The 20,105-nt window shown below is 65.4% G+C and carries 15 protein-coding genes; 2 read left to right on the top strand and 13 right to left on the bottom strand.

Annotated elements, in window-relative coordinates:
• Positions 1 to 42 precede the first annotated feature (42 nt).
• A complete protein-coding gene (locus tag OVA13_RS00190; protein WP_267791846.1) occupies positions 43 to 2,031 on the bottom strand; it encodes an OPT family oligopeptide transporter in 1,989 nt (662 codons plus the stop codon).
• A gap of 122 nt (positions 2,032 to 2,153) precedes the next feature.
• On the opposite strand from OVA13_RS00190, the gene OVA13_RS00185 reads away from it, so the two are divergent.
• The gene (locus OVA13_RS00185; protein ID WP_267791845.1) at positions 2,154 to 3,965 is read left to right on the top strand and encodes a peptide MFS transporter; all 1,812 of its coding nucleotides are present in this window, start codon (positions 2,154 to 2,156) and stop codon (positions 3,963 to 3,965) included.
• Between the two features lie 77 nt (positions 3,966 to 4,042).
• On the opposite strand, the gene OVA13_RS00180 is transcribed toward OVA13_RS00185, so the two are convergent.
• From OVA13_RS00180 to OVA13_RS00150, 7 genes are all read right to left on the bottom strand, one after another.
• Positions 4,043 to 5,974 (bottom strand): alpha/beta hydrolase family protein, encoded by a 1,932-nt coding sequence (locus OVA13_RS00180; protein ID WP_267793578.1) that lies wholly within the window; start codon positions 5,972 to 5,974, stop codon positions 4,043 to 4,045.
• A 152-nt stretch (positions 5,975 to 6,126) separates the two neighbouring features.
• Positions 6,127 to 8,109 (bottom strand): alpha/beta hydrolase family protein, encoded by a 1,983-nt coding sequence (locus tag OVA13_RS00175; RefSeq protein WP_267791844.1) that lies wholly within the window; start codon positions 8,107 to 8,109, stop codon positions 6,127 to 6,129.
• A 56-nt stretch (positions 8,110 to 8,165) separates the two neighbouring features.
• On the bottom strand, positions 8,166 to 9,062 hold the full coding sequence (rfbD, locus tag OVA13_RS00170) for a dTDP-4-dehydrorhamnose reductase (protein ID WP_267791843.1): 897 nt from the start codon (positions 9,060 to 9,062) through the stop codon (positions 8,166 to 8,168).
• On the bottom strand, positions 9,059 to 9,616 hold the full coding sequence (gene rfbC / locus OVA13_RS00165) for a dTDP-4-dehydrorhamnose 3,5-epimerase (protein ID WP_267791842.1): 558 nt from the start codon (positions 9,614 to 9,616) through the stop codon (positions 9,059 to 9,061). The genes rfbD and rfbC overlap by 4 nt, the downstream gene beginning before the upstream one ends.
• Positions 9,613 to 10,500 carry a glucose-1-phosphate thymidylyltransferase RfbA gene (rfbA, locus tag OVA13_RS00160; protein ID WP_267791841.1) on the bottom strand — a complete coding sequence of 296 codons (888 nt, stop codon included), beginning with the start codon at positions 10,498 to 10,500 and terminating at the stop codon, positions 9,613 to 9,615. Before rfbA ends, rfbC begins: the two co-directional genes overlap by 4 nt.
• Positions 10,501 to 10,517: 17 nt before the next feature.
• On the bottom strand, positions 10,518 to 11,573 hold the full coding sequence (rfbB, locus tag OVA13_RS00155; RefSeq protein WP_267791840.1) for a dTDP-glucose 4,6-dehydratase: 1,056 nt from the start codon (positions 11,571 to 11,573) through the stop codon (positions 10,518 to 10,520).
• Between the two features lie 44 nt (positions 11,574 to 11,617).
• Positions 11,618 to 12,109 (bottom strand): single-stranded DNA-binding protein, encoded by a 492-nt coding sequence (locus OVA13_RS00150; protein WP_267791839.1) that lies wholly within the window; start codon positions 12,107 to 12,109, stop codon positions 11,618 to 11,620.
• A 152-nt stretch (positions 12,110 to 12,261) separates the two neighbouring features.
• Between OVA13_RS00150 and OVA13_RS00145 the strand changes: the two genes are divergently transcribed.
• On the top strand, positions 12,262 to 13,260 hold the full coding sequence (locus tag OVA13_RS00145) for a polyprenyl synthetase family protein (protein WP_267791838.1): 999 nt from the start codon (positions 12,262 to 12,264) through the stop codon (positions 13,258 to 13,260).
• 51 nt (positions 13,261 to 13,311) lie between these two features.
• Here OVA13_RS00145 and OVA13_RS00140 read toward each other — a convergent pair whose 3' ends face one another.
• The 5 genes from OVA13_RS00140 to OVA13_RS00120 all read right to left on the bottom strand — a co-directional run bounded on the left by OVA13_RS00140 (position 13,312) and on the right by OVA13_RS00120 (position 20,051).
• Positions 13,312 to 14,046 carry a dienelactone hydrolase family protein gene (locus OVA13_RS00140; protein ID WP_267793577.1) on the bottom strand — a complete coding sequence of 245 codons (735 nt, stop codon included), beginning with the start codon at positions 14,044 to 14,046 and terminating at the stop codon, positions 13,312 to 13,314.
• Between the two features lie 129 nt (positions 14,047 to 14,175).
• Positions 14,176 to 15,579, bottom strand: a complete 1,404-nt coding sequence (murD, locus tag OVA13_RS00135) for a UDP-N-acetylmuramoyl-L-alanine--D-glutamate ligase (protein WP_267791837.1) — start codon at positions 15,577 to 15,579, stop codon at positions 14,176 to 14,178.
• On the bottom strand, positions 15,560 to 16,915 hold the full coding sequence (gene murL / locus OVA13_RS00130) for a UDP-N-acetyl-alpha-D-muramoyl-L-alanyl-L-glutamate epimerase (protein WP_267791836.1): 1,356 nt from the start codon (positions 16,913 to 16,915) through the stop codon (positions 15,560 to 15,562). Before murL ends, murD begins: the two co-directional genes overlap by 20 nt.
• Positions 16,912 to 17,406: a hypothetical protein gene (locus OVA13_RS00125; protein WP_267791835.1), complete on the bottom strand. Its 495-nt coding sequence runs from the start codon at positions 17,404 to 17,406 to the stop codon at positions 16,912 to 16,914. Before OVA13_RS00125 ends, murL begins: the two co-directional genes overlap by 4 nt.
• Positions 17,406 to 20,051, bottom strand: coding sequence for a bifunctional aspartate kinase/diaminopimelate decarboxylase (locus OVA13_RS00120; RefSeq protein ID WP_267791834.1), 2,646 nt, complete (start codon positions 20,049 to 20,051; stop codon positions 17,406 to 17,408). The genes OVA13_RS00125 and OVA13_RS00120 overlap by 1 nt, the downstream gene beginning before the upstream one ends.
• Positions 20,052 to 20,105: the final 54 nt, after the last annotated feature.

Below are 20,105 nucleotides of genomic sequence, written 5' to 3'. Positions count from 1 at the left end.
GGCGCAAAGGCGTGAGGTCACGCCTTTGCGCCATGTGTCCGGTCAGCGGGGACCGGGCTCCACGTCGCCCAGCGCCTTCGACTTGGCGCCGGTGCGGTACAGCAGCCAGCCGACGATGGCCAGGATCACCAGGCCGACGACCTCACCCTGCTGGAACGCCTCCGGCAGCACCAGCACGTCGCGATCCTTGGTGGCGTAGATGGCCACGCCCACGGCGATGCCCATCAACGCCTCGCCGGTGATCAGGCCGGCGGCGAACAGCGTGCCCGGGCGGTGCAGGCGGTCGCGTGCTTCCTCGTCCTTGGTGCCGACCATGCCGTGGCGCTTCTCGACCAGGTATGCCAGCAGGCCGCCGAGGAAGATCGGCACCATCAGCTCCAGCGGCAGGTAGATGCCGATGGCGGCCGCCAGCACCGGCACGCGGAAGCTGCTTTTCCGGGCCTTCAGCACCTCGTCGGTGGCGATGATGACCGCACCGATGACGGCGCCGATGGCGATGATGCCCCACGGCAGTTCGCCGCCGAACAGGCCCTTGGCGACCGAGGCCATCAGCGTGGCCTGCGGTGCGGAGAGCGGGTTTGGATGTTCGGCCGTCGGCGCGCCGATGCCGTAGGCCTCGGACAGGATGTTCAGCACCGGGGCCATGATCAGCGCGCAGGAGAACGCACCGATGCCCAGCATCAGCTGCTGCTTCCACGGCGTGGCGCCGACGATGTAGCCGGCCTTGAGATCCTGCAGGTTGTCGCCGCCCACCGCCGCCGCGCAGCACACCACCGCGCCGATCATGATCGCGGCGACCGCGCCCAGCGGCGCCCCCCCCACCCCGACCGCCATGCGCCCGCTCTCGCCCAGCAACAGCAGCAGCACGACCGAGGCGAACAGGATGGTGGCGATGGTGATGCCCGACACCGGGTTGTTCGACGAACCCACCAGGCCGGCCAGGTAGGCCGAGACGGACACGAACAGGAAACCCGCCACGATCATGATGATCGCCATCGGGATGCTGACGTGCCACATGCCGACGATGGCCTGGTACAGGAGCAACAAGGGCAGCACGAACACCACCAAGGCCACCAGCATCCACTTCATCGGCAGATCGCGCTCGGTCTCCGCGACTTCCGCACCGCCCGATCCGGCACGCGCGGCGGCGATGCCGCTCTTCACGCCCGACAGCAGCGACTTGCGAAGCGAGAACAGCGTCCACACGCCGCCGATCAGCATGGCGCCCACACCCAGGTAGCGGATCTTGGCCGACCAGATGGCGCCGGCCACGTCTTCGGCACCCGCGCCGGCGATGCTCTGCGCCAGCGCCGGATCGGTACCCATGAAGAACATGTGGTACAGCGGAATGGCGATGTGCCACGACAGGATGCTGCCCGACAGCACCACGATGCCGATGTTCAGGCCGACGATGTAGCCCACGCCCAGCAGCGCCGGCGACAGGTTGGTGCCCAGGTAGCCGAGGTACTTGCCGAAGAAGCCCGCGCCGGCCGCGGTATCCGGGATCAGGCGCATGCCGCTGTGCGCGGCGACTTTCAGCACGGCACCGATGGCGGCGGAGAACGCCAGGATCTTCAGGCCCGGACCGGGATTCTCGCCCGCCTTCAGCACTTCCGCCGCGGCCTTGCCCTCGGGGAAGGGCAGCGGCTCTTCGACGATCATCGAGCGGCGCAGCGGCACCGAGAACAGCACGCCCAGCAGGCCGCCCAGGCCGGCGATGGCCAGCACCCAGGAATACTGGAAGTCCTGCCAGTAGCCCAGGATGATCAGCGCCGGGATGGTAAAGATGACGCCCGCCGCGATCGATGAGCCGGCCGAGGCACCGGTCTGCACGATGTTGTTCTCCAGGATCGTGCCGCCGCCCAGCAGGCGCAGCACGCCCATCGAGACGACGGCCGCCGGTATGGCGGTGGCCACGGTCAGGCCGGCGAACAGGCCCAGGTAGGCATTGGCGGCCGACAGCACGACGGCCAGCACGATGGCCAGCACGACGGCGCGGAAGGTGAGTTGTGGCGTTCCCGGCGAGGTCATGGGTATTCCCGAAAGGCGAAAGCGGACACGCTAGCGGTTGCCCCCCGGCAAGTCCAGCCACGGGACGGGCCACGCCGGACCCGCCGCTATACTCGGCGGCGACCACCCCGCCGGAGCGGCCCTTGCCCCACCCTCCCCCTGCCTCCCCTGGCCGCGACGACTTCCTCGGCCATCCCAAGGGTGTCTACGTCTGTTTCTTCACCGAGATGTGGGAGCGCTTCTCCTTCTACGGGATGAAGGCGCTGCTGCTGCTCTACCTGACCAAGTACCACCTGTTCGGCGACAACGCCGGCTATGACCTGCTGGGCGCCTACGGCGGACTGGTGTACTGCATCCCGGTGATCGGCGGGCTGCTGGCCGACCGCTGGCTGGGCATGCGCAAGGCGGTGGTGTTCGGTGGCGTGTTGCTGGTGCTGGGGCACGCCGGCATGGCGTTCGAAGGCACGGCGGCGGTCTCCGACGGCGGCGTGGTCACGCGTGACGAAGGCGCGCTCCGCCTGACCTACCTGTCGCTTGCGCTGATCATCATGGGCGTGGGTTTCCTGAAGCCGAACATCTCCACCATCGTCGGGCGACTGTACCCGCCGGATGATGCGCGCCGCGACGGCGGTTTCAGCCTGTTCTATGCCGGCATCAACCTGGGGGCGCTGTTCGCTTCGCTGGTGTGCGGGTACCTGGGCGAGACGCTGGGCTGGAAGTACGGTTTCGGCGCTGCGGGCATCGGCATGCTGCTGGGGCTGGCGATGTTCCTGTGGGGACAGAAGTACCTGCAAGGCCATGCCGAACCCAACGACGCGGCGGCATTGCGCACGCGCGTGCTGGGCGTGCCGCGTGAGTGGCTGATTTACGCCGGCGCGCTGGCCGGCGTGCTGCCCATCGCCTGGCTGCTGTGGGCGGCGGCCAATGGCGCGTTCGCGCTGGGCGGCGAGATTTCGCTGGCGCTGATGCTGATGCTGGTCGTGCTGCTGGTGGTGCTGGCATGGTTCGGCTGGTTCATCACTACGCAATGCACGCCAGTGCAGCGCCAGCAGATGCTGGCACTGATGGCGATGATCTTCATGTGCCTGGTGTTCTTCACCCTGTACGAGCAGACCTATGGCTCCTGGGTGATGTTCACCGACCGCCTGCTGACGAAGGACCTGGTACCTTCGCTTGTGCAGCCGCAGGAAGTGATGGTGTGGTCCGACAACCTGTGGACCAACGTGGGGCTGTTCCTTTCGCGCGCGCCGTGGTCGATGGCGTCGCTGCTGCTGGCGCCACTGTCGTTCGTGGTGGCCGCGCGCATGTCCGAACGCGATCCTGCCTCGAAAGCGCCGCGTGTGCTGTTCATCGGCGTGGCGGCGCTGATGCTGGTCATGATGCTGCGCGACAGCGTGGTGTTGCCACAGACAGCGGGTTCGTTGACCTATCTGGGCGCGCTGTTCCTGGTACTGCTGGCGCCCGCGTTCGCCTGGTTGTGGGCGGGCCTCGGGCGCCGGGGACGCGATCCTTCCAAGCCGTTCAAGTCGGCGTTGGGCCTGGCTTTCGCGGGCTTGTCGTTCGTACCCTTGGCCATTGCCGCGCAGCAGGCCGGCGAGACCGGGCAGATGGCAAGTGTGTGGTGGCTGGTGCTGGCCTACCTGGTCCTGGAGATCGGGGAGATGTGCCTGGCGCCGGTCAGCCTGTCGGCGGTCACCCAGCTGTCGGTGCCGCGCGTGGTGGGGCTGATGATGGGCACGTGGTTCCTGGCGACGGCGTTTTCGGAAGCCTTGGCCGCCCTGTTCGGCAAACTCGCCGCCATTGAGGTGCCCGAAGGCCAATCGCTGGACGTCGCGGAAGCGGCCGGCAGGTATGCCGACCTGTTCTGGCTGCTGATGTGGATAGGACTGGGCTGCGCGCTGCTCGCCTTCATCGCGGCCCCGCTGCTGCGCCGGATGATGCACGGCGTGAAGTAACGCGATCTGCGGCACCTCACAGAAGAACGGCGCCTTGCGGCGCCGTTCTTCTTCCTCACGAGTCGCTCGACCAATGCCTATTTGGCCGTCGCGCCACCCAGGTGGCGATGGAAGAACGCGAGCAGGCGGGTGTAGTACTCGCGTTGGTGTTCCTCGGTATAGAACCCGTGCCCCTCAGTTTTATAGTACAGGCTTTCGACAGGCACTCCCGCCGCCGCCAGGCGTCGCTCCATCAATTCGGTGTGGGCGATCGGGGCAATCTCATCCTCACCACCAGCCGCCAGGAATACCGGCACTTTGATCTGCTGTGCCATGTTCACCGGTGAGGCAGTGGCCAGCATGTCGCCCTCACCAACCCATTCCTTGGACCAGCGGCCCAGACGACGGTTAGCCCGCGCATCTCCCCGCTGCATCATTGGCAGGTCGTAAACACCAACATACCCGGCGGCACAACGATAAAGCGAGGGCTCTTTCGCCACTCCGACAAGAGCGGCATATGCGCCGTAGCTGGCGCCATAGATGCAGATGCGATCCTTGGCTGCGATACCCTGCCTTACCGCCCACAACGTGGCATCCGTCAGATCGTCCTGCATCTTGTTGCCCCACTGCTGGGCACCGGCCTGCTCAAAGGCACGACCGTAGCCTTCCGAGCCCCGGAAATTCACTTGCAGCACGGCGTAGCCAGCGGCAGCCATCATCTGGACATCCGGATCAAATCCCCAGCGATCCCGGACGGAGTAAGGCCCACCATGGGGGAACACGATCAAGGGGACGTTCTTGCCACTGCTTTCCTTCGGCTGCGTAAGGTACCCATGCAATACCAAACCATCGCGCGCCGGAATACGGATTGGCGTAGCAGTGCCGGCTGCTTCGGGGTCGAGCCAATCGCGCTTGCTCAGCAGGTAGCCGACCTTCTTGGCTTGAATGTCGTAGAGGTAGAAGTCGCCAGGATTGCGGTCTGACCACGTTTGGACGAGCGCGAGCCGACCATCTTCCGTGTTCGAGGTAACGAAGACGGATTCACCGGGAAACGCTGCTTCCATGCTTCTATAGAGACGGGTTTCCGGACTGTCGGCGCTGAAGAATCGCGTCTCTGGTTTCCCGTTCGTGAACAATGCCCCCACGGGAACCTTGTCACGCCCAAGCGACCTGATGATGGCATCCGGATCTACATTGTCGTTGCGGAGGAGTTCCTTACGCTCACCGCCCTGCATGTCCCACGAAACAATCGAGTCGGGGCCCGCCTTGTTCTGCACCTGGAGATATGCCACCGACTGATCCGTGCTGAAGCCCAACGGCCACTCGATCAGGCCACTGAGATTCTCGTCGTTTATCAAGCGCCATTCTTTGCCGTCACCTTCGCGATAGAAAAGTTTGGAGGCATTGTCGGCACTTGAACCGTGCGCGAAACGGACGACACCCTTGTTATCCGTCACGAACGAAGCATTCGGTACCGGGGCACGCGCCACGGGTCTGCGACGTCCCGTATATACGTCCAGCAGATCGGCACGGGTATAGGTGTTCTCACCCCAAGGCCTGATGGCTACGACAACATTCTTGTCGTCATCAGGCAACGTATCCACGAGTCCAGCCCAGACCCGCTCCGACTGCTTCTGCGGGATACTGGTACCAACCTGCTGTGTATTGATGCGGTATCCCACCAGGATCGTCGCTTGTCCGCCATTAGCATTGACCGCATACAGCTCACCGGTCGGAAGCGGCTTGTCCAGCAGACCGAACTTCTCTGCAATGGCAATCAGCACGCGTTCGTTGTTGACCCAGGCGAAGCTGTGCACATGAGTGTTCTTGTCGAGCGCAAACGTGCCGGTCACCTTGTTGTCCGCTCGGTTCATGACCACCAATACCGTACGGTCCTCCAAAGGCACCGTGGCAGCGTAGTAATCGCCATTGGGCGAGAGCTTGATGTCCTCGAACTTGTCCTTCCGGATGAACGCACCCACGTTCACCTGCGCCTGCGCATGGGCAGGCGAGACCCAACCTGTCGCCATGCACGCCCACAACAGTGCAGCCAACGCCCACTTTATCTTCCCCATCATCTCCTTCCCCTTTGTCGCTTCCAGAAAAAAAGGCGCCGGCAATGCATGCCGGCGCCCGTATTGCCTAGTCGAGCCTGCTTTCGTCGACGCGATTGCAGGCCAAACTAATTTGCGCCCTTGCCGCCGATGTTCTTGGCGAAGAAATCAAGCGCCTTGCTGTAGAAGTTCAGGTTGTTCTCTTCCTTGTAGAAGCCATGCCCTTCGCCCGACGTGATGATCACGTCAACCGGCGGATTGCCGGCACGCGTCAATGCCTTGGCCATGGCTTCGGTATGCTCCGGCGGGCAGCGTGCGTCCCGCGCGCCGGCTACCAGCATCACCGGGATCCTGATCTTGTCCACGTGATTGATGGGCGACATGGCATCCTGCTCTGCACGCGTCTTGCCGAAAGCGCGATTCAGATAGCGCAGACCATCTTCGCTCTTGCTGGTGTCGCTCTTGGTGAACTGGATCTGCGCGTCGTAGAGACCCACGTAACCCAGCGCGCACTTGAACAGACTGGGCTCACGCGCTGGCGCCATCAGCGATGCATAACCACCAAAGCTGCCGCCGTAGATGCAGATGCGGTCCTTGTCCGCATAGCCTTGGCTGATCGCCCACTGGGTGCCGTCGATGATGTCGTTCATGATGCCTTGGGCCCACTGACCGTAGGCCTTCTCCTCGAACGCCTTGCCGAAACCGCCGGAACCGCGGTAGTTGATCTGCAACACCGCATAGCCGCGATTGGCGAACATCTGATTCTCAGCGCTGAAGCCCCAGGTGTCGCGCGGACCCATCGGTCCACCATGTACGTTGACGATCATCGGCAGATTCTTTCCGTCCGAGCCCTTCGGCAGCGTCAGGTAGCCATAGACCTTCAGCCCATCGCGCGTGGTGAAGCTGACCGACTTGATGGTGCCCATGTCCTTGGCGTCCAGCCAGCGCCGGCTGTGCATCAGGTAGCGGGCCCTGCCCGTGTCGCGGTCATACAGATACAACTCGCCCGGATTGCTGTCGCTGAAAACCGATACGACGATCTTCTTGCTGTCCTGCGTTGCGCTGGAGAAACTGACGTACTGGCCCGGAAAGGCCGACGCCAGGGATGCGTAGATCTCGGCATCGGGATGCTGATCGTTCACCAGGTTGACCTGCGGAGCCCCGGCCATGGTCATCGTGCCAATGACATTCTCACCGTCTGCCGAACGGATCAGCCCGGCCACTTCGGAAACGGGATCCTGGAACAGTTTGTTGAACGCGCCCGTCTCGGTATCCAGCGTGCCGAATGCGTCCGGCGCCTTGCCATCACCCTGCGTCGCATAGACCGTGCCGTCAGCCGCACTGCTGATGATGCGGATGCGCTTGCCTGAGGCCTTGGAGCTGTTGACAAGCGACCATTTGCCGGTCGAGTCGCGGCGGTAGAGCTCGTTATGTGAATCGGAGTAGTTGCCTTCTTCGTCCTGCGTGTCGTAGCAGACCGCAAAACGCGGCTCCTTTGCCGGATCCAGCGCTATCTCGCAATTGTCACGCGGTGCACGAGCCAGCGACTTGCGACGTCCCGAAATGGTGTCCATCAGCACCAGTTCGGCACCCGCGCCGTTCGAGGAACGCTGGTAGTTCGCTTCCATGACGACGTTGACGTCATCGTTCTTGAGCGTATCGACCAGGCTGAAGGATTCGGCACCCACGGTCTTGCCACGCTGCGTGGCATCGCGGGTACCGTAGAAGATGAGCGGACGTGCCTGACTCCCATCGGCATTGACGGCATACCATTCGCCCGTGCCAGCCGGCCGCGCGTAGCTGCCGATCTTCTTCACCGAATTGAAAAGCAGGCGGTTCGGGCTGGTCCAGTAGAAACTGCCGACGCTCTTCTCGTCGGGCAGCTGGTTGACCTTGACGATGCTAAGGTCGCTGGTGCGCAGCACGGTCAGCAGATCCTGTTCGCCGCGATCTACCGTCATGGCCAGATACTCGCCATTCGGCGAGATCTTGACCGAGCTGTAGGTCGGGTGCTTGACGAAATCCTCGACCGGAATCAGCTTCTGGGCAGACGCACTTCCGCTAGCCAACAGGGCCGCCAAGGCGGCGGCCAGTTTCAACGATTGCTTCATGACTCTCCCTTATGGTGCCCACCGTCATCGCGGGTCTCCGGGAGTTTATCCAAAATTCAGCTGCGCAGGTCGTCCAGCACCCGGGCCAGTCCCTCTTGCCATTCGGGCAGCGGAAAGCCCAGTGTTTCCTCCAGCAAACCCCTGTCCAGGTGCGAATAGGCAGGGCGACAGGCGCGGGTCGGGAAGTCCTGGGTAGTAATGGCCGTGACCATGGGCGCGCGCGCCAACAGGCCGCGCTCGGCGGCACCCGCCATGATCTCGCTGGCAAATCCATGCCAACTGGTCTCGCCACGCGCGGTCAGGTGGAAGGTACCGCTCACCGGGGGTAGCTGCGCCAACAACCGGGCTGTCACATCCGCGATGAGGTAAGCCGGGGTGGGGGTCCCCTTTTGATCCGCGACGACCCGCAGTTCGTCCCGATCGGCGCCGAGCCGGAGCATGGTCTTGAGGAAGTTGTGCCCACGCGTCCCGTAGACCCACGCCGTCCTCAGGATGAGGTGCCGGCCGCCGGCCTCACGCACTGCCTCCTCGCCCGCCAGCTTGCTTGCACCATAGACGCCGAGCGGAGCGGTCGCGTCATCCTCGCGATAGGGACGGGTCCCTTGCCCGTCGAACACGTAGTCCGTCGAGTAATGCACGAACGGAATGCCTCGCGCCGCACAAGCCGTGGCGAGCACGCCGGGCGCGATGGCATTGGCACGGAACGCCGCGTCGGCATCATCTTCTGCCTTGTCCACCGCGGTATAGGCTGCGGCATTGACCACGACGGCAGGCGCGATGCGTTCAACCAGTCCGCGCAACGTATCGGGCTGGTCGAAATCGGCGACTTCACAGGCATGGCCGTCGGGCAATTCGCCTGAGCGCGTGGTTGCAACGACCTCACCCAACGGGGCCAGACTGCGGCGCAGTTCGTGGCCGACCTGGCCGTTGGCCCCCAACAGCAGGATCTTCATGCCAGATAGACCGGCAGACGGTCCGGTGCGATGTCCGACAGCAGCGGTGCCACTTCGTCTTTCGCGGAAAGCAGCGGAGCGCTCACCGGCCAGTCGATGCCAATGGCGGGATCATCCCAACGCACGCCGGCATCGGCCACCTTGTCGTAGACCGCAGTGCACAGGTAACTGAACACCGCGCGCTCCGAAAGCACGGCGAAACCATGGGCGAAGCCTTCTGGAATCCAGAACTGGCGCTTGTTCTCCGCACTCAGCACCACCGCCGCCCATTGCCCGAAGGTAGGCGAGCCGCGGCGGATGTCGACGGCCACGTCATACACCTCGCCCTCCAGTACGCTGACCAGCTTGCCCTGCGGGTTCGGCCACTGGTAATGCAGGCCACGCAGTACGCCGCGCGCGGAAGAGGAGACGTTGCTCTGGACGAACGCGGTAGGCAGGCCATGTTCGCCGTAGCGCTGCGCGTTCCAGGTTTCGAAGAAGAAGCCGCGGTCGTCACCGAACACCGCCGGCTCGATCGCCGCGCAGCCAGGCAGGTTGGTTTCAATGATCTTCATCGCACCACCCCGCGTGCCGCGAGCGAAAGCAGGTATTGGCCATAACCGTTCTTGGCCAGCGGCGCGGCAAGCTTCCCCAGCTGTGCTGCATCGATCCAGCCGTTGCCGAAGGCGATCTCCTCCGGACAGCAGACCCGCAGCCCTTGGCGCGCTTCTATGGTTTCGATGAAGGTGGAAGCCTCCAGCAACGACTGATGAGTGCCCGTATCCAGCCACGCGTGACCGCGTCCCAGCGGCTCCAGATGCAGGTTGCCCGCTTCAAGATATCGACGATTGAGGTCGGTGATCTCCAGCTCGCCGCGTGGGGACGGCTTGAGCGAGGCCGCGTAATCGCTGGCGTTGCCATCATAGAAATACAGGCCGGTGACCGCATAGTTCGAACGCGGCTTGGCCGGCTTTTCTTCGATATCCACGACACGGCCTTCGGCATCGAACTCAGCCACCCCGTAACGCTCCGGATCACTGACCCAGTAGCCGAACACCGTGGCGCCGTCCTGCCGCGCATCCGCGCGACGCAGCACGTCGGTGAATCCATGACCATGGAAGATGTTGTCTCCCAGTACCAGGCAGCTCGGCTGTCCGCCCACGAAATCACGGCCGATGAGGTACGCCTGCGCTAGGCCATCCGGACTCGGCTGGACCGCGTATTCGATGTTCATGCCCCACTGCGTGCCATCGCCCAGCAGGGTCTTGAACAGGGCCTGCTCGTGCGGCGTGTTGATCACCAGCACCTCACGGATACCCGCCAGCATCAGCACACTGAGCGGGTAATAGATCATCGGCTTGTCGTAGACCGGCAGCAGTTGCTTGCTGATGGCCTGCGTCAACGGGTAGAGGCGCGTGCCCGAGCCGCCGGCGAGGATGATGCCCTTGCGTGTCGTCATAACGGATTCCTTGTCGTTCAGGCGGCGGCGCCGATGCGCTCCAGGCGATAGCTGCCGTCCAGGACGCGCGTCACCCAGTCCTGGTTCGCGAGATACCAGTCGACTGTTTCCGCGATACCCCGTTCGAACGTGTACTCCGGCTCCCACCCCAGCTCATCGCGCAGTTTGGAAGCATCGATCGCATAGCGACGATCATGGCCGGGACGATCCGCCACGAAGGTGATCTGGCTGGCGCGCGGCTGGCCGTCCGCACGCGGACGACGCGCATCCAGCAGGCGGCAGATGGTGTGCACCACCTCGAGGTTCTGCATCTCGGCATTACCGCCCACGTTGTAGGTTTCACCCACCCGGCCGCCCTGCAGGACGGTCCTGATCGCCTCGCAATGATCGCCGACGAAAAGCCAGTCGCGTACGTTCCTGCCATCTCCGTAGACCGGCAGCGGCTCGCTGGCCAGCGCGCGTGCGATGATCAGCGGAATCAGCTTCTCGGGGAAATGATAGGGGCCGTAGTTGTTCGAGCAGTTGGTGGTCAGCACCGGCAGCCCGTAGGTGTGGTGGAACGCGCGGACCAGATGGTCCGAGGCGGCCTTGGACGCCGAATAAGGAGAGTTCGGCGCATACGGCGTGGTTTCGGTGAACTTGCCGGTGTCGCCCAGCGATCCGTAGACCTCGTCCGTCGACACGTGCAGGAAGCGGAACGCATCACGGCGACCGCCCTCCAGCGACTTCCAGTAATCACGCACCGATTCGAGCAGGCCCAGCGTGCCGACGACATTGGTCTCGATGAAGGCGGCGGGACCATCGATGGAGCGGTCCACGTGGCTCTCGGCCGCAAAATTGACCACCGCGTCCGGCTGATGCTCGGCCAGCAGGCGTGCCACCAGCCCACGATCACCGATATTGCCCTGCACGAACACATGCAGGGGGTTGTCCTGGATTGACGCCAGGGTATCCAGATTGCCCGCATAGGTCAGGGCATCCAGGTTGATCACGCGAATGCCCCGTGCGACCGCGCGCAGGACGAAATTGCCACCAATGAAACCGGCGCCGCCGGTGACGAGCCAAGTCGGCACGGTAATCTCCATGTCAGAACAGGTGTTGTTTGTATCAGTGAAAATCAGAACGGGATGTCGTCATCCGCGAAATCGTCCATCGGCGCCTGCTGCGGGGCCGGGGCCTGGCGGCGCGGGGCGTTGCCCGAGGAACCGTAGTCCTGACGGGCCGGGCGCGGGGCGCGCTCTCCACCGCCACCACCGCCACCGCCACCGCCTTCACCACGGCCGCCCAGCATCTGCATCTCGTCCGCGATGATGTCGGTGGAATATTTCTCGACGCCGTCCTGGCCGGTGTACTTGTCGTAACGCAGCGAGCCTTCCACGTACACCGAACTACCCTTGCGCAGGTATTCGCCGGCGATTTCGCCCAGCTTGCCGAAGAACACCACACGGTGCCATTCGGTCCGTTCCTGCTGGTTGCCGTCCTTGTCCTTGCGCACGCTGGTGGTCGCCAGGCTGATGCGGGTGATCGCCATGCCACCCTGGGTATAGCGGGTTTCCGGGTCGTTGCCGAGGTTGCCGACCAGGATGACTTTGTTGATGCCACGGGCCATATCGTTATTCCGTTCAGAAACACCCGCCAGGCGCGGGCATAGACCAGTGGAGTATACCGTCGCACCGGCGGCCATCGCTGCGACGCCCGGCCTAATGTCAGAAAACACCGACCAGCCCCCTATAATTCCGCGACTCCCCCGCCGCGACCCGCATGTCAGCCGTCCAACCCCCTCGCCCCGCGCTGGCCCTGTCCGGCATCCAGTCGCTCGCCCAGGCCGACATGGCCGCCGTGGATGCCCTCATCCGCGCCCGGCTGGCATCCGACGTGGTGCTGATCAACCAGATCGCCGACCACATCATTTCGGCGGGCGGCAAGCGCCTGCGCCCGATGCTGGTGGTGCTGGCGGGCCAGGCCTGCGGGCCGACCGGTGCCGATCACCACCAGCTGGCGGCGATCATCGAGTTCATCCATACCTCCACCCTGCTGCACGACGACGTGGTGGACGAGTCCGACCTGCGCCGCGGCCGCAGCACGGCGAACGCCCTGTGGGGCAACGCCCCGAGCGTGCTGGTGGGGGACTTCCTGTATTCGCGCAGCTTCCAGCTGATGGTCGAGTTGGACCGCATGGACGTGATGCGCCTGCTGGCCGACACCACCAACCGGATCGCCGAAGGCGAAGTGCTGCAGCTGCTGCACGTACACAATCCGGATACCGACGAAGCGGCCTACCTGCGGGTCATCGAACGCAAGACCGCGGTGCTGTTCGCCGCCGGCACGCGGCTGGGCGCGCTGGCGTCCGGTGTGGACGCCGCCATGCAGCAGAAGCTTTACGACTACGGCATGAACCTGGGCTACGCCTTCCAGATTGCCGACGATGTGCTGGACTACACCGCCGACGCGGCCGACCTGGGCAAGAACCTCGGCGACGACCTCGCCGAGGGCAAGGCCACGCTGCCGCTGATCCACGCCATCCGCCACTCCCCCGCGGAGATCGCTGAGCGGCTGCGGGCCATCGTGCAGGAGGGCGATGCCGCGGCGATGCCGGAAGTGCTGGCGGCGATCCGCGCGACCGGTGGCCTGGAATACAGCCAGCAGCGTGCAACCGAATACGCCGACGCCGCCGAGCGCGCCTTGGACGGCCTGTCCGAAACGGACGCGTTGGCGGCCCTGCGTGGGCTTGCGCGCTACGCGGTGGCCCGCAGGTACTGAGCGCACGTCCCTCGCGCATTGGAGCAGGAGCGCCGCTGCACGGCGTTCCGCTCAATCCCGCGCGAACACGTCCGCGAAGAAGTCAGCCATCATGCGGTAGGCCCGCTTCGCCGACCGCTCGTGATAGACGCAGCCCGGCGGGTTCCGTGCATCGGCCTCGGCGAAGCAATGGACGGCACCGCTGAAATTCACGAACTGCCAGTCGGCGCCGGCCTTGCGCATTTCATCCTGGAAAGCGGTGATTTCCGCGGCTGACACGTAGGTGTCGTCGCCACCGTTGAGCACAAGCACCGGCGACTTTACCGGACCCGCCGCCGGCAGGTCGGTCGCAAGCCCGCCATGCAGACTGACCACGCCCGACAGTGCGTCACCTGCACGGACCAGCTCCAGCACCGTACTGCCACCGAAGCAGTAACCGAACGCGCCGATGCGGGTGGCATCGACCAGCGTCCCAGGCTGCTGCTTCAGCACATCGACCGCCTTCTGCACGCGGGCACGCAGCTTCGGGCGGTCGGCGCGCATCGCATTGGCGACAGGACCGGCCTCGGCATCCGTCTTCGGACGGATGCCCTTGCCGTAGACATCGGCAACCAGCACCACGTAATCATCGCCGGCAACCAGGTGGGCTATCTCGATCGCCGATTCATTGGCGCCCTTCCAGTTGGGCACCATCACCAGCCCCGGGCGTGGCTGCTTCACGCTGTCGTCGTAGACGAGGTAGCCCGAGAAGGTATCGCCGCCGATCTTCCATTCGACCGGCTTGGCGACAGGCGCGGCCAGCAGCATCGGCGACCACAGGAGGAACAGCAGGCAGGACAACAGCGGGATGCGGCGCATGGTCGACTCCTCGGCGGGGATCGGCGAAGTGTACGCCGCTCCCTGGGGGCAGACTTGACGCTGCTTGCGTCATCGCCCTCAGGCGATGCCGAGACCGGGAATGGCGGTGATGTCGTCCGGATCGAAGCCGGCGAGTTCCGCGAAATGACGACCACGCGCCACGTAGTCGCGGTACTGGCCGAAGCTCGGTGCGCCCGGCGACAGCAGGACGACACCCTCGCCGTCCAGCGCGCCGCGCGCGGCTGCCATCGCCTCTGACAGCGTTTCGACGCCGGCCAGCCTGAAACCCGCCTCCTCCGCCACGGGCGCCAGCAGCGCATGGATGCGCGGCCCATTGGCGCCCATCGTGATGATGGCCGTGGGCGCAGCCTCACGCATGTGCGCCGCGAAATCCGACCAGTCCACCCCCCGGTCATGGCCACCGACCAGCAATGCGATGCGTCGGCCGGCGAAGCACTCCAGCGCGGCCAGCGTGGCGTGCGGCGTGGTGCTGATGGAATCGTTGACCCAGGTGACGCCGTCGCGCGTGCCCATCGTCTGCAACCGGTTGGGCAATGGACGGAACGACTGCGCATGCGCCGCCAGCGGCAACGCATCGATGCCGCGCGCCTCCAGTGCGGTCAGCACGGCGCACATGTTGCTGCGGTTGTGGCGCCCGGGCAGCGGCAGCGGCCGGGTGTCCATCACGAACACGTCGCCGCGGTACAGATCGTCCTCGCGCAGGTGCCAGCCGTCCACCCGGTTGAACCAGCGGACGTCGCTGTGCGGCAGTTCCAGCGCCGCCAGGCGTGGATCGGCCGCATTGAGCACGGCGATGCGCGGATGCGCTTGGGTAACGAGCTTCAGCTTGTCCTCGATGTAGCGCGCCTCGCTGCCATGCCAGTCCAGGTGCTCGGAGAACAGGTTCAGCACGATCGCCACATCCGGCCGCCCGCCGCTGGCCGCGACATCGCCGGTCTGGTAGCTGGACAGCTCGATGACCCACTCGTCGGGCGCCGGCTGCGGATCCAGCAGCTCCAGCATCGGCAGGCCGATATTGCCGGCCAGCGCCGTGCGCCTGCCCGCCGCACGCAGCAGGTGCGCGAGCAGCGAGGTGGTCGTGCTCTTGCCCTTGGTGCCGGTGACGCAGAACGTGTGCGCCACCACGCCGTCATCACCCGCTTGCTCGCCGAACCACAGGGCGGTGCCGCCAATGAAACGCGTACCGCACGCGGCTGCGCTCATCGCCACCGGGGTATTCGGGCTGATGCCCGGCGATTTGATGACGATCTCGAACGCCGAAAGTCGAGCGGCCGTCGCGTCCGTCTCCACCGAGAGCCGTGGATCGCCCAGTGCCGCGGCATCCGCGGCTTCCTGATCGTTGCAGAACAGCGTCAGCGGCAGCGACGGCAGGCGTGCGCGCACGGCGTGGTGGGCAGCGCGACCTTCGCGCCCCCAACCCCACAGCGCGACACGCTTGCCCTCAAGCTGCGAAATTCGCACGCAGTCGCTCCCACAGCGCGGTGGGGATGCGGTGTTCACCACCGATCTCGAGCAATGGCGCCACCCTCAACGCCGCGGCATCCAGCTGCGGGCGGATCTCGCTGTTGAAGCGCGCCACGATGACGTCCTCGCGCCATTCCGGGCGATCGCCCAGCGCCGCCATGGCCGCGCGCGACTCCTGGCCTTCGCCGACGCATTCGAACGGTTTGTGGTCCTGGTACTCCAGCAGCGCGTCGAAGCCTGCCGTCTGGCTCGCGTCGTCGAGCAGGTTGCGGCCGAAGATGCCCACCAGTCGCGGCTTGGGCATGAACGGCGCCAGCGCCAGGAACACGAAGTGGCACTTCGGGCACACGCCGCACCAGCGATTCACCGGGCGCTCGCCCAGCAGGTGGAAGTTGCGGTTGCAGCTGGAGAAATGCGCGTCGTAGTGGTCGGTCCGCGCGAACTGCCGCGCCACCGCGAGCTCGGACAACGGGCGCAGCAGCGAGTAATAACGCAGGTCGGCCGCCACATGCGACTGCACGTGTTCGCCGAATGCCCGCTCGAACGCCCAGCCCTTCGACCACTGGTGGTTCACCTCGCCGGTGCCCGGGATCATGCTGCCGTAGCTGGCCGAGCGCTCGTTCGAGAACACCACCTGGTCCACGCCGTGCAACAGCGCCGCCACCACCATGATGGCCGAATTGATCGCGGTGACCGGGATATGCCCGTTCCACGCGCCCTGGCGGTTGTATTCGAACAGTTCCGGCGCCAGCGCGCGGCCGATGTTGAGGGTCGGCAGGCCGGTGCGTGCCGCGCAGGCCGCGATCAACTGCGAACCGCCGATCCAGGTGACCGTCTGGTCGATGCCCGCGCCGCGCAGCGCCTCGATGCTGACCAGCGAATCCTTGCCGCCGCCGATGGCGACCAATGCATGCTCGCGCAGGCGCGCGGGCGATGCGACGGCGCCGGCAGGCGCGCCCACCGGGAAACGGACACGCCCATGCAGGCTCAAACCATTGCGGTAGGCGAACTCACCCAGGCCGTGCACATAGACCTGCTCCAGCAGCACGGCCGTCGCGGCGTCGATGGCGTATCCATCGATGCGGATTTCGTTGGGCACCGCCGCCTTGTAGTAGCTGACGCCGGTGATCAGGTGGAGCAGCTGCACGGCCTTCTCCACCGCCGCCGCCCGCACTTCGTCCAGGGCGAAGGGAGCACCGGGGATGGTGACGGTCTCGACCAGTTCCGGGCCGTCGTCGAAGGCATACACTAGGCGCGCGACACCGCTTTCCGCCTCGAATGAACAGCGGACGAAGCGGAAGGAACGGACGGTGCTCTTGTCGAATACGCTCATGATTGACCCGTGGTGATGCCCGCCAACCTGCGCAGATAGCGGCGGGTGACGAAGTATTCAAGAATGAAAGCCGGAACCGCGCCGAACACGACGGCGATCATGGAACCGTAGAAAACGATCACCGGCAGCCAGCCGAGGGATTCCTGCCAGTGGCCGGGCGAAGCGGCGGCGAGCTGGTCGAGCCCCGTTGCGGCCAGCAGCCACGTGGCCAACGCGAACGGAAACAGCAGGAAAACGATCAGCAGCGTGCGCAACGTCATGCCACCCGGTGCCCAGCGCCGCCCGAGGCGTAGCGCGCGTCCATGCCAGCGGATGACACACCATGCACCCAATCCCGTCGCCAGCCACACTGCCGGCACCAGCTTCAGTGCGGCCAGCATTTCACGCATGCCCGGCATGCGGCGGTCGATGTCCAACAGCAGCACGATCGCCACCAGCAGGCCCGTCGCGGCCAGCAGGCTGGTCAGGATGAACTCGCCCCGCGGCGCCATCAGCCCCGATCCCCATCCGCACGCTTGCCAGACCGCGTAGCGCCTTCCAGCACGTCTTCTGACGGCAGTTCACGCAGGTTGTAGGTGTTGGCCATGGAGTAACCATAGGCACCCGCATCGGCGAACAGCAGCAGATCGCCCTCGGCGGTGGCCGCCGGCAACCGGCGGCGCTTGCCGAACACGTCGCTGGATTCGCAGATCGGGCCGACCACGTCGAAGGCGTCTTCAGCGGCATCATCGAGACGCGTCAGGTTGGCCACGTCGTGCCATGCGTCGTACAGCGCCGGGCGTATCAGGGCATTCATGCCCGCGTCCGCACCGACACGGCGGATGCCTTGCTTCTCCACCACCTGCGTGACGCGGGTAAGCAGCACGCCGGATTCGGCCACCAGGTAGCGGCCGGGCTCGATCACCAACTGGTAGTTCGGGTACGCCGCCTTGATGTCGGCGAGGCCGGCGGACCAGGCGTCCAGATCGAACGGTTCGTCGTCCGCGGTGTACGGAATCGGCAGTCCGCCGCCGATGTCGATGCTCTCGATGGTACCGATCTGGTCGGCGAGGCCGCCCAGCTCATCGAACACCTGGCGCCAGTGCTGCGCGGTTTCCACGCCACTGCCCAGGTGCGCATGCAGGCCGACGATCCGGATGTCCAGCACGCGCGCCTCGGCAAGGAATTCCTCCACGCGCGACAGCGGCAGGCCGAACTTCGAGGTCTTGCCACCGGTCTTGACCTTGTCATGGTGGCCATCGCCGCGACCCAGGTCCACGCGCAGCCAGAGGCTGCGGCCGCGGAACAGGTCAGGCCAATGCTTCAGCGCCTCCACGTTGTCCAGGGTGACGGTGACGCCCTTTTCCAGTGCAAACGCATACTCGCCACGCGGCGCGAAGCTCGGAGTGAACAGCACATCCTGCATGGGCAGCTGCGGCACGGCGTCGAACACGCGCTCCAGTTCGCCCTGCGACACGCACTCCAGCCCGAAACCTTCGGCCACGATGGCCCTCAGCAGTTCAGGATGCGAATTGGCCTTGATCGCGTAGAAGCGACGATCGATGGCGGGAATCGCGGCCAGCGCGCGCGCACGGGCCTGCACGGTAGGCAGATGGTAGACGTAGCGCGGCGTACCCGCTGCGCCCAGCGCGACCAGCGCCTTGCGGTCATCCGCACCGTGCCACCACGGCGTGCCGCGACGACGCACGCCGCCCAGGATCTCGCGCCAGCGCGGACCGAATACACTGGTCTCCTCTACAGGCATCGCATCGCTTTCGATCAGGGCGGCGTGCAGCAGCGGCAGCAAGCCGTCGGCATCGGCTTCATCGATGACGAAGGTCAGGTTGAGGTCGTTGGACGACTGCGAGATCAGGTGCACGCGCTCGCGGCCGAACATCGCCCACACGTCCGACAGCTTGTGCAGCAGCGAGCGCATGCCGCGGCCGACCAGCGTGATGGCCGTGCACGGCGCGATCACCTTCACCCGGCAGATCTCCGCCAGGTCGGCCGACAGCGCCGCCAGCACGTCGGTGTTGACCAGGTTCTCGCTGGGGTCCAGCGACACGGTGACGTTGGTCTCCGACGAACCGATCAGGTCCACCGACAATCCATGCTTCTTGAAGCGCGCGAACACGTCCGCCAGGAAGCCCACCTGCTGCCACATGCCGATGCCTTCCATCGAGACCAGCACGATGCCGTTGCGGCGGCTGACCGCCTTCACGCCCGGTACGGTGCGCGCGTTGCCGTCGATGCTGGTACCGGGCAGATCGGGGCGCTCGGTATCCAGGATGGCCATCGGCACGCCGGCATCACGGCACGGCTTGATCGAGCGCGGGTGCAGCACCTTCGCGCCGGTGGTCGCGATTTCCTGCGCTTCGTAATAGTCCAGCCGCGTCAGCAGGCGCGCATCCGGCACTTCGCGCGGATTGGCGCTGAACATGCCGGGCACGTCGGTCCAGATCTCGACCCGCTGCGCACCGAGCAGCGCGCCGAAGTAGGCAGCCGAGGTGTCGGAACCGCCGCGACCGAGGATGGCAGTACCGCCATCGGCATGGCGCGAAATGAAGCCCTGCGTCAGCAGCAGGCCGTTGGGCTGCTCGGCGAACGCACGGCGCCAGTCCTGGTCGGGGGCCGTGCTGCAGGACACCGACAGGCGTTGCGCCCACGCACTCTGGTTGGGCAGGAAGGTGGCCTGCAGCCAATGCCGCGCGTCCACCCAGCCGAAGTCCAGGCCCTGCGCACGCAGGTAGGCCGCGCCGAGCGTGGACGAAAGCAGTTCGCCCTGTCCCAGCACTTCGGCCTGCCAGTCCAGTGCGCGGGTGGCGGCGCGCGGGTCGACCAGCAGCCCGCGCAAGGCCGCCAGGCGGTCGCCCAGCACGGCATCGGCGTCCAGTTCCAGTTCGGCCAGGAACTCGCGGTGGCGCTGTTCGAGCTTCGCCACGCGCTCGCCGCTGTCGGCGGCGCCATCGGCGATGGCGGTGAGTTCGTTGGTGACGCCGGACAGCGCGGATACCACTACCAGTACCCGGGCACCATTCTCGTCCGCCCGTTTTTTCGCCAACCGGCCAATCGTGTCCCAGCGATGACGACGCGACACCGAGGTGCCGCCAAACTTGAGGACGATCCAACGATCAGGTGCGGGGGTGGCAGGAGGCATGGATAGAATGGGGGGGATGCCCGAACCCTTCGGGCGTGAACCGTCGATTCTAGC

Origin of the sequence: Pseudoxanthomonas sp. SL93 (genome assembly GCF_026625825.1) — a bacterium.
Lineage (GTDB): Bacteria > Pseudomonadota > Gammaproteobacteria > Xanthomonadales > Xanthomonadaceae > Pseudoxanthomonas_A.
The sequence above is the reverse complement of the archived record's forward strand: the minus strand, read 5'-3'. Positions and strand labels throughout refer to the sequence as shown.

Excerpts from the sequence above, each read along its gene's own strand:
- OVA13_RS00175 (WP_267791844.1), bottom strand. The coding sequence starts at position 8,109 with ATGAAGCAATCGTTGAAACTGGCCGCCGCCTTGGCGGCCCTGTTGGCT.
- OVA13_RS00150 (WP_267791839.1), bottom strand. The coding sequence starts at position 12,109 with ATGGCCCGTGGCATCAACAAAGTCATCCTGGTCGGCAACCTCGGCAAC.
- OVA13_RS00180 (WP_267793578.1), bottom strand. The coding sequence starts at position 5,974 with ATGGCGACAGGTTGGGTCTCGCCTGCCCATGCGCAGGCGCAGGTGAAC.
- OVA13_RS00190 (WP_267791846.1), bottom strand. The coding sequence starts at position 2,031 with ATGACCTCGCCGGGAACGCCACAACTCACCTTCCGCGCCGTCGTGCTG.
- murL (WP_267791836.1), bottom strand. The coding sequence starts at position 16,915 with ATGAGCGTATTCGACAAGAGCACCGTCCGTTCCTTCCGCTTCGTCCGC.
- rfbC (WP_267791842.1), bottom strand. The coding sequence starts at position 9,616 with ATGAAGATCATTGAAACCAACCTGCCTGGCTGCGCGGCGATCGAGCCG.
- OVA13_RS00140 (WP_267793577.1), bottom strand. The coding sequence starts at position 14,046 with ATGCTGCTGGCCGCGCCTGTCGCCAAGCCGGTCGAATGGAAGATCGGC.
- rfbD (WP_267791843.1), bottom strand. The coding sequence starts at position 9,062 with ATGAAGATCCTGCTGTTGGGGGCCAACGGCCAGGTCGGCCACGAACTG.
- OVA13_RS00120 (WP_267791834.1), bottom strand. The coding sequence starts at position 20,051 with ATGCCTCCTGCCACCCCCGCACCTGATCGTTGGATCGTCCTCAAGTTT.
- rfbA (WP_267791841.1), bottom strand. The coding sequence starts at position 10,500 with ATGACGACACGCAAGGGCATCATCCTCGCCGGCGGCTCGGGCACGCGC.
- OVA13_RS00145 (WP_267791838.1), top strand. The coding sequence starts at position 12,262 with ATGTCAGCCGTCCAACCCCCTCGCCCCGCGCTGGCCCTGTCCGGCATC.
- OVA13_RS00125 (WP_267791835.1), bottom strand. The coding sequence starts at position 17,406 with ATGGCGCCGCGGGGCGAGTTCATCCTGACCAGCCTGCTGGCCGCGACG.